General features: G+C 71.3%; 9 protein-coding genes and 1 tRNA gene. All 10 read left to right on the top strand.

Annotation, left to right across the window (positions count from 1 at the left end):
- Window positions 1-1,600 (top strand): CTP synthase (locus B4M60_RS14705; RefSeq protein WP_291085693.1); only part of this gene is annotated, 1,600 nt, incomplete at its 5' end.
- Between the two features lie 5 nt (window positions 1,601-1,605).
- On the top strand, window positions 1,606-2,175 hold the full coding sequence (locus tag B4M60_RS14700; RefSeq protein ID WP_291085690.1) for an NUDIX domain-containing protein: 570 nt from the start codon (window positions 1,606-1,608) through the stop codon (window positions 2,173-2,175).
- A 15-nt stretch (window positions 2,176-2,190) separates the two neighbouring features.
- Window positions 2,191-3,141 carry a tyrosine recombinase gene (locus B4M60_RS14695; protein WP_291085688.1) on the top strand — a complete coding sequence of 317 codons (951 nt, stop codon included), beginning with the start codon at window positions 2,191-2,193 and terminating at the stop codon, window positions 3,139-3,141.
- Between the two features lie 74 nt (window positions 3,142-3,215).
- Window positions 3,216-4,091: a ParA family protein gene (locus tag B4M60_RS14690; protein WP_291085734.1), complete on the top strand. Its 876-nt coding sequence runs from the start codon at window positions 3,216-3,218 to the stop codon at window positions 4,089-4,091.
- On the top strand, window positions 4,088-4,900 hold the full coding sequence (locus B4M60_RS14685; protein WP_291085684.1) for a segregation and condensation protein A: 813 nt from the start codon (window positions 4,088-4,090) through the stop codon (window positions 4,898-4,900). The genes B4M60_RS14690 and B4M60_RS14685 overlap by 4 nt, the downstream gene beginning before the upstream one ends.
- Window positions 4,891-5,601 carry an SMC-Scp complex subunit ScpB gene (gene scpB / locus B4M60_RS14680; RefSeq protein WP_291085682.1) on the top strand — a complete coding sequence of 237 codons (711 nt, stop codon included), beginning with the start codon at window positions 4,891-4,893 and terminating at the stop codon, window positions 5,599-5,601. Before B4M60_RS14685 ends, scpB begins: the two co-directional genes overlap by 10 nt.
- Window positions 5,602-5,608: 7 nt before the next feature.
- On the top strand, window positions 5,609-6,367 hold the full coding sequence (locus tag B4M60_RS14675; protein WP_349679633.1) for a pseudouridine synthase: 759 nt from the start codon (window positions 5,609-5,611) through the stop codon (window positions 6,365-6,367).
- Window positions 6,364-7,080, top strand: a complete 717-nt coding sequence (cmk, locus tag B4M60_RS14670) for a (d)CMP kinase (RefSeq protein ID WP_291085679.1) — start codon at window positions 6,364-6,366, stop codon at window positions 7,078-7,080. Before B4M60_RS14675 ends, cmk begins: the two co-directional genes overlap by 4 nt.
- Window positions 7,077-8,546 carry a ribosome biogenesis GTPase Der gene (gene der, locus B4M60_RS14665; protein WP_291085676.1) on the top strand — a complete coding sequence of 490 codons (1,470 nt, stop codon included), beginning with the start codon at window positions 7,077-7,079 and terminating at the stop codon, window positions 8,544-8,546. The genes cmk and der overlap by 4 nt, the downstream gene beginning before the upstream one ends.
- A gap of 71 nt (window positions 8,547-8,617) precedes the next feature.
- Window positions 8,618-8,694: transfer RNA gene (locus tag B4M60_RS14660), tRNA-Pro, on the top strand.
- Window positions 8,695-8,765: the final 71 nt, after the last annotated feature.

Genomic DNA, 8,765 nt, shown 5'->3' with positions numbered 1-8,765 from the left:
GGTGTTCGTCACCGAGGACGGGGCGGAAGCGGACCTCGACCTGGGTCACTACGAGCGGTTCCTCGATCGCGACCTGAGCGCCAACGCCAACGTCACCACCGGCCAGGTGTACTCGGCGGTGATCGCCAAGGAGCGCCGCGGCGAGTACCTCGGCGACACGGTCCAGGTGATCCCGCACATCACCGACGCCATCAAGGAGCGCATCATCGCGATGAGCGCGCCCGACGAGCAGGGGCGTCGTCCCGACGTGGTGATCACCGAGGTCGGCGGCACGGTGGGGGACATCGAGTCCCAGCCGTTCCTCGAGGCCTGCCGGCAGGTCCGCCACGAGGTGGGCCGGGAGAACATCTTCTTCCTGCACGTCTCCCTGGTGCCGTACCTCGCTCCGTCGGGGGAACTCAAGACCAAGCCGACCCAGCACTCGGTGGCCGCGCTCCGGTCGATCGGCATCGTCCCCGACGGACTGGTGCTGCGGTGCGACCGTGAGGTCCCGGACGGGCTCAAGGCCAAGATCGCGCTCATGTGCGACGTGGACCTGGAGGGGGTCGTGTCCACTCCCGACGCCCCCAGCATCTACGACATCCCCAAGGTCCTCTTCAACGAGCACCTCGACACCCATGTCATCCGCAAGCTCAGTCTCCCGTTCCGCGACGTGGACTGGACGGTCTGGGGCGACCTGCTGCAGCGCGTGCACGAGCCGCGCGAGGAGGTCGAGATCGCACTGGTCGGCAAGTACATCGACCTGCCCGACGCCTACCTCTCGGTCACCGAGGCCCTGCGCGCCGGCGGGTTCGCGCACCGGGCGCGGGTGAACATCCGTTGGGTCGAGTCCGACGCGTGCGCCACCGAGGCCGGGGCCAGGGAGGCGCTGCGCGGAGTCGACGGCATGCTGATCCCCGGGGGGTTCGGCATCCGCGGGATCGAGGGCAAGCTGGGAGCGATCTCGTGGTCGCGGAAGAACCGCATCCCGCTCCTCGGCCTGTGCCTGGGGCTGCAGTGTTCGGTGATCGAGGCCGCCCGCTCCGTGGGCCTCGAGGGGGCGTCGTCGACGGAGTTCGAGCCCGACACCCGGTACCCGGTGATCTCCACGATGGCCGACCAGGTCGACGCGGTCGCGGGTCACGCCGATCTCGGTGGGACCATGCGTCTCGGTGCCTACCCGGCGGTGCTCACCAAGGGGTCCGTGGTGGCCGAGGCGTACGGGGCCACCGAGATCTCGGAACGCCACCGCCACCGGTTCGAGGTGAACAACGCCTACCGCGACAAGATCGCCGAGTCCGGGCTGCGCTTCTCGGGCACGTCGCCGGACGGTAACCTCGTGGAGTTCGTCGAGTACCCGCCGGAACAGCACCCGTTCTTCGTCGCCACCCAGGCGCACCCGGAGTACAAGTCGCGCCCGACCCGACCGCACCCCCTGTTCGCGGCGTTCATCAGGGCCGCGCTGGACTACGAGAACGAGATGCGCCTGCCGGTCGAGCCGTGGCGCGCGGATCGGTCCGATGCCGACCCCGCCGGCGGTGGGGGATCCCGCTCCGGGACGTCCAGGAGCGGCGAGGCGGACCCGGAACTGACCTCCGACGTCCGGACGGACGGGAGCTGACCGGCGTGTCGGGGTCCGGCGCGCCCGGGTCGCACGACTACCGGACGCTCGCCAGCCGCGAGATCTACGACGGCCGCGTGGTGCGGCTGCGCGTGGACACCCTGACGATGCCCGGTGGGGGCACCGCGGACAGGGAGATCGCCGGACACGACGACGCGGTCGCGGTGATCGCGCTGGACGAGCAGGGCGGGATCACCCTGGTGCGGCAGTACCGTCACGCGGTGGGTGAGCGGCTGCTGGAGCTTCCCGCCGGCCTGTGCGACGTGGCCGGCGAGGAGCCGGTGGAGACCGCGCGTCGCGAACTGGTCGAGGAGACCGGACTCGAGGCGGAGTCCTGGCGGCCGGTGATCTCGATCGTCCCGTCGCCGGGATTCTGCACCGAGCGGGTCCACGTGTTCCTGGCCACCGGGCTCCGAGAGGTCGCCCGCCCCGCCGCGGAACACGAGGAGGCCGACATGGAGGTGGTGCGGATGCCCTTCGCCGAGGCCGTGGACGCCGTGCTCGACGGCCGGATCGTCAACGGCATCGCCGTGGCCGGGATCCTCGCCGCGCGCGAGGCGATCGCCCGGTCCTGACGGGGCCCCGCCACGATGACGTCGGTCGGCGGCGCCGCGACCCAGATCCGTGGCTATCTCGACCACCTCGCCGTCGAGAGGGGCGCCTCGGTCCACACGCTCGCCGCGTACCGGCGTGACCTCGAGAAATACCGCGACTACCTCGCGGAATCGGGGATCGGCGACCTCGGCGCGGTGACCGAGTCCCACGTCGAGGGGTTCCGGGCCCGCCTCGCCACGGCGGATCCCGACACCGGTCGGCGGGCGCTCGCGCCCGGGTCGGTCGCCAGGGCACTCGCCGCCGTGCGCGGCCTGCACCGGTTCTCCACCAGGGACGGCATCACCGCTGTCGACGCGGCGGCGTCCGTCACCCCGCCGCGCCCGCCCCGGCGGCTTCCCAGGGCGCTGCCGGTGGACCAGATGGTCTCGGTGATCGAGGCGGCCGGCGGCTCCGACGTCGACACGGACCCGGGCAGACTCCGCGATCGCGCGATGCTCGAACTCCTCTACGCCACCGGGGCGCGGGCGGCCGAACTCGTCGGTCTGGACGTGGACGACCTCGACGGCCTCGACCATCCCGAGGGCGGCACGGTCATCCTCCGCGGCAAGGGAGGCAAGGAACGGGTGGTCCCGGTCGGCCGCCCGGCGTGCGACGCGGTCGGCGCGTATCTCGTGCGGGCCCGCCCCGCGCTGGCGATCCGCGGGGGCCCGGCGTTGTTCCTCAACACCCGCGGGGGCCGGATCACGCGCCAGACCCTGTGGAACGTGGTCGGCGTCGCGGCCGGGCGCGCGGGAGTGGGCTCGGACGTCTCGCCGCACTCGTTCCGGCACTCCTTCGCCACCCATCTCCTCGACGGAGGGGCGGACATCCGGGTGGTCCAGGAGCTGCTCGGGCACGCCTCGGTCACCACGACGCAGGTGTACACCCTCGTCACCGTCGACACGCTGCGCGAGGTCTGGACGGAGTGTCACCCCCGGGCACGGTAACGTGACCGGGGGTACGGCCCTGACGGGCGAAACGGCGGCGAAGGGAGACGCGGGTGGCGAAGGACACTGGGGTGATGGATCCCGCGTTGTTCTCCCGCGCGGAACTCCTGGGAGCCGACGACCCGGCGGCCGGCGGAGGATTCTCCGCGATCCCCGAGCCGCAGCCCCTGTCCACCCACGGGCCGGCCACCGTCCTGTCGATGTGCAACCAGAAGGGTGGCGTCGGCAAGACCACCAGCACGATCAACCTGGCCGCAGCCCTGGCAGAGTACGGCCGGAGGGTCCTGGTGGTGGACCTCGACCCGCAGGGTGCGCTGTCGGCCGGGCTCGGCATACCCCACCACCAGCTCGACATGACCGTGTACAACCTCCTGGTGGACAACACGGTCTCCACCGAGGAGGTCCTGGTCCGGACCCGGGTCGAGGGCGTGGACCTCATCCCCGCCAACATCGACCTGTCGGCGGCGGAGATCCAGCTGGTCAACGAGGTCGGGCGGGAGCAGGCACTCGGTCGCGCCCTGTACCCGGTGCTGGACCGGTACGACTACGTCCTGATCGACTGCCAGCCGTCCCTGGGGCTCCTCACCGTCAACGCGCTGGCCTGCTCGGACGGGGTGCTCATCCCGATGGAGTGCGAGTACTTCTCCCTGCGCGGGCTGGCGCTGCTGACGGACACGATCGAGAAGGTGCGCGACCGCATCAACCCGCGCCTGCACCTCACCGGAATCCTCATCACCATGTTCGACCGCCGTACCGTCCATGCGCGCGACGTGCTCAGCCGGGTGGTGGAGGTGTTCGGGGACAAGGTGTTCGACACCCTCGTCACCCGCACGGTGAGGTTCCCCGAGACCACCGTCGCCGGTGAGCCCATCACCACGTGGGCGCCCAGGTCGGCGGGTGCGCAGGCCTACCGCGCGCTCGCTCGCGAGGTCATCCAGCGCGGCAGGTGAGCACTCCCGTGGACGAGGTGCCGGATTCGCGGGCGTTCACCGTCCACCTGACCAACTTCACCGGCCCGTTCGACCTGCTCCTCAAGCTGATCGACTCCCGGCGGCTCGACGTGACCGAGGTGGCCATCCACGCCGTCACCGACGAGTTCATCGCCCACACCCGCCAGCTGGGGGAGGGGGCCGACCTCGAGGAGGTGACCGAGTTCCTGGTGGTGGCCGCGACGTTGCTCGACCTCAAGACCGCGCGGCTCGTGCCATCCGGCGAGGTGCAGGATCCCGAGGACCTGGCCCTGTTGCAGGCCCGGGACATGCTCTTCGCCAGGCTCCTGCAGTTCCGGGCGTTCCGCCGGGTGGCGGAACTCTTCGCCGAGCTCGACCGGACCGCCCGGCACTCGTTCCCGCGGACGGCGGGCCCGGACGACGAGTTCCTCGATCTGTTGCCCGAGGTCGACCTGGGCGTGGACCCCGGGCAGTTCGCCACCATCGCCGCGGTGGCCTTCCGGCCCCGGCCGCTGGAGGAGGTGGGGGTGGGGCACGTCCACGCCCCCGTCGTCTCGGTTCCCGAGCAGGCCGGCCGCGTCCTCGAGCTCTTGAGGTTCCGGGGCAGGGGCCACTGGGTGGATTTCCGGGAGCTGGTCTCCGGGTGCGACGACTCCCTCGTCGTCGTCGCCAGGTTCCTCGCGCTCCTGGAGTTGTACAGGGCGCGCGCCGTGTCGCTCGCCCAGGACGAGGCGCTCGGCGACCTGTTGGTGAGCTGGACCGGCGAGGACGCCACCGAGGTGACGCGCGGAAGGGACGAATGGACGTGAGGACGGGCGACGACGTGAACGGCGACGGGGGCGGTGTGGGACCGATCGGGGACGACGACGAGGCGGCAGAGCCCTCAGAACCACCGTTGCGGGCCAGGCTGGAGGCGCTCCTGCTGGTCGTGGACCAGCCGACCGGCGAGGGGGCGCTGGCGGCGGCGGCCGGGTCGACGGCCGGGGAGGTCGGCGCCGAGCTGCGGGGATGGCGGGACGATCTCACCGCGGCGGGCAGCGGAATCGACCTGCGCCGGACCGACGAGGGGTGGCGGCTCTACACCCGTCGAGAGCTCGCCCCCTATGTCGAACGGCTCCTCACCGACGGGACCCGCTCCACGCTCACGCGGGCCGCTCTCGAGACCCTCGCGGTGATCGCCTACCGCCAGCCGGTCACCCGCTCGCGGATCGCGGCGGTCCGTGGGGTCAACGTGGACGGCGTCATGCGGACCCTCGTGGCCCGCGGCCTGACGGTGGAATGCGGCACCGACCCGGACACCGGGGGCATGCTGTATAGGACCACGGAGCTATTTCTGGAAAGATTGGGGCTCACGTCGCTCGACGAGCTCCCGGACATCGCTCCGCTGCTGCCGGACGTCGACCTGGTCGACGAGATGAGCGACGATCCCGCGGACGATCCGCGGATACCCGTGGGGCGGCGCAGGAACACCGCGCCCGACCCCACTCCTGACGACGACGAAGAGATGTGACGAACCCATGACAGAGTCCGCTGGCCGAGACGGCGCACCGGTCCGCCTCCAGAAGATCCTGGCCCAGGCCGGAATCGCCTCCCGCCGGGCCTCGGAGGACCTCATCGCCCGCGGGCGGGTGGAGGTCAACGGGAAGATCGTGCGCGAGATGGGGATCAAGGTCGACCCCGCCACCGCCGTGATCCGCGTCGACGGCACCCGGATCGTGCTCGACGACGACCTGGTCTACCTCGCCCTGAACAAGCCCCGCGGCTACCACACCACCATGTCCGACGAGAGGGGTCGGCCCTGCGTGGGAGACCTCGTCGCGGACCGGGTCGATTCCGGGCAGCGGCTCTTCCACGTGGGGCGGTTGGACGCCGACACGGAGGGCCTGCTCCTGGTGACCAACGACGGCGAGCTCTCCCACCGCCTGATGCACCCGTCCTACGAGGTGTCCAAGACGTACATGGCCACCGTGACCGGGGTGGTGGGCAAGGGCGTGGGCAGGAGGCTCCGTGACGGGGTGGAGCTGGAGGACGGCCCGGCCAAGGTCGACCAGTTCTCGATCGTCGACGTCCACGAGGGGCGTTCGTTGGTCAAGGTCGTGCTCCACGAGGGGCGCAAGCACATCGTGCGTCGGCTCCTCGACGAGGTCGGTCACCCCGTCGAGTCGCTCGTGCGGATCCGGTTCGGTGCGGTCGCCCTGGGTGACCAGCGCGCGGGGACCTTCCGCAAGCTCAACCGCAAAGAGGTCTCGGACCTGTACGGGGCGGTGGGCCTGTGAGCTCGTCCACGCCGACGCGCCGGATCGCCATCGACGGTCCCGCCGGTACCGGCAAGTCCACGCTCGCGCGGTTGCTCGCCGAGCGCCTCGGCGGGGCCTACCTCGACACCGGGGCCATGTACCGCGTGGCCACCCTGCAGGTGCTGCGCGCCGGGGTGGACCCGGACGACTCCGCGGCGGTCATCGCGGCCTCGGCGGACCTGCCGATGGAGATCGGGACCGATGCGGGCTCCGAGAGGATCCTGCTGGGTGGCGAGGACGTGAGCGAGGAGATCCGCTCCGCCCGCGTCACCGGCGCCGTCTCGGCGGTCTCCGCCGTGCCGGAGGTCCGGGCCACCCTGGTGGGGGTGCAGCGGCGCCTGGCCTCGGGCGGCGGCACCGTCGTGCTCGAGGGGCGCGACATCGGCACCGTCGTGCTCCCGGACGCCGAGGTGAAGGTCTACCTCACGGCGAGCCCGGAGATCCGGGCCCGCCGCCGCACGGAGCAGGACCTGGCGGCGGGCCGGGACGCCGACTACGCCGAGGTGCTGGCCGCCGTGATCGAGCGGGACCGCAAGGACTCCACGCGTGCGGCGAGTCCTCTCCGGCCGGCCGCCGACGCCACAGTGGTCGACACCTCGACCCTCACCCTCGACGAGGTGCTCGACCGGCTGGTCGCACTCGCCGACAGCACCGACGCGTCGCGCAGCGACACCGCAGAAGGGAACGCATGATGGCGACCACCGAGGGACATCCCGACTTCGACCTGCCCACCGGGCCCGGCGAGGAGACCGTCGAGGACGGCTGGAACGACGACACCGACTGGGACGCCGTGGCCGACGAGTGGGCCGACGAGATCGGTGCCGAGGTCGACGGCGTGGAGATCCTGCCCACCGTGGCGATCGTCGGCCGCCCCAACGTGGGCAAATCCACCCTGGTCAACCGCATCATCGGACGCCGCGAGGCGGTGGTGGAGGACGTCCCCGGCGTGACCCGCGACCGCGTCTCCTACGAGGCGCTGTGGAACGGCCGGACCTTCATGGTGCAGGACACCGGAGGGTGGGAGCAGGACGCAAAGGGGCTGCACCGGTCCATCGCGCAGCAGGCCGAGATCGCCATGGGTACCGCCGACCTCATCGTCCTGGTGTGCGACGGGACCGTCGGCATCACCGCCGCCGACGAGACGGTGGCCAGGAGCCTGCGCCGCGCCGCCACGCCCGTGATCCTCGCGGTCAACAAGGTGGACAGCGACAAGGCGGAACTGGAGGCGGCCGAGTTCTGGGGGCTCGGCCTGGATCAGCCCTACGCGATCTCCGCCGCCCACGGCCGCGGGACCGCCGACCTGCTCGACGAGATCCTCCGGCAGTTGCCGACCAAGGCGAGGATGCGCGAGACCACCGAGGCGCCGCGGCGGGTGGCGCTGGTCGGCAAGCCCAACGTGGGCAAGTCGAGCCTGCTCAACAAGCTCACCGGGGAGGAGCGGTCGGTGGTCGACAACGTGGCCGGCACCACCGTCGACCCCGTGGACTCGCTCGTCGAGCTCGGAGGGCGGGAGTGGCGGTTCGTGGACACCGCCGGACTGCGACGCAAGGTCAACCAGGCCTACGGGCACGAGTACTACGCCTCACTCCGGACCCGGGGTGCCATCGAGGCCGCCGAGGTGGTGGTCCTGCTCCTGGACGCGTCCGAGCCGATCACCGAGCAGGACCTGCGGGTCATCTCGATGGTCGCCGACGCAGGGCGCGCACTGGTGATCGCGTTCAACAAGTGGGACCTCGTGGACGAGGACCGGCGGTACGACCTGGACAAGGAGATCGACAGGGAGCTGTCGAAGATCCTGAGCTGGGCGCACCGGGTCAACATCTCCGCGACGACAGGGCGCGCGCTCGCCAAGCTGGTCCCGGCGATGGACGCCGCGCTGGAGTCGTGGGACAAGCGCATCCCCACCGGACCGCTCAACACGTGGATGGCGGAGGTCGTGGCCGCGACCCCACCACCGATGCGCGGCGGGCGACTGCCCCGCATCCGGTTCTGCACGCAGGCCACCACCCGGCCGCCCACGTTCGTGTTCTTCTCCACCGGGTTCCTCGAGGCGGGCTACCGTCGGTTCCTCGAGCGGCGCCTGCGCGAGACCTTCGGCTTCGACGGTTCTCCCGTCCGTGTGAACGTGCGCGTCAAGGAGCGGCGGGTGCGCAAGTGACCTGCCGATTGGAGTGCCTCCACCGGCGTGCGCTAGTCTGATCCAGTCGCCGCGCGAGTCGCGGAGACGGGCGGGCTGTGGCGCAGCTTGGTAGCGCACTTGACTGGGGGTCAAGGGGTCGCAGGTTCGAATCCTGTCAGCCCGACCAGATAGCCCCGGCGGAATCGATTCCGCCGGGGCTTCGTCGTGTCCGGGGGTGCCGCGTGTGATCCCCCCGCC

It is taken from the genome of Dietzia sp. UBA5065 (assembly GCA_002415925.1).
Taxonomy (GTDB): domain Bacteria; phylum Actinomycetota; class Actinomycetes; order Mycobacteriales; family Mycobacteriaceae; genus Dietzia.
This window is presented reverse-complemented; position numbering and strand designations above follow the sequence as displayed.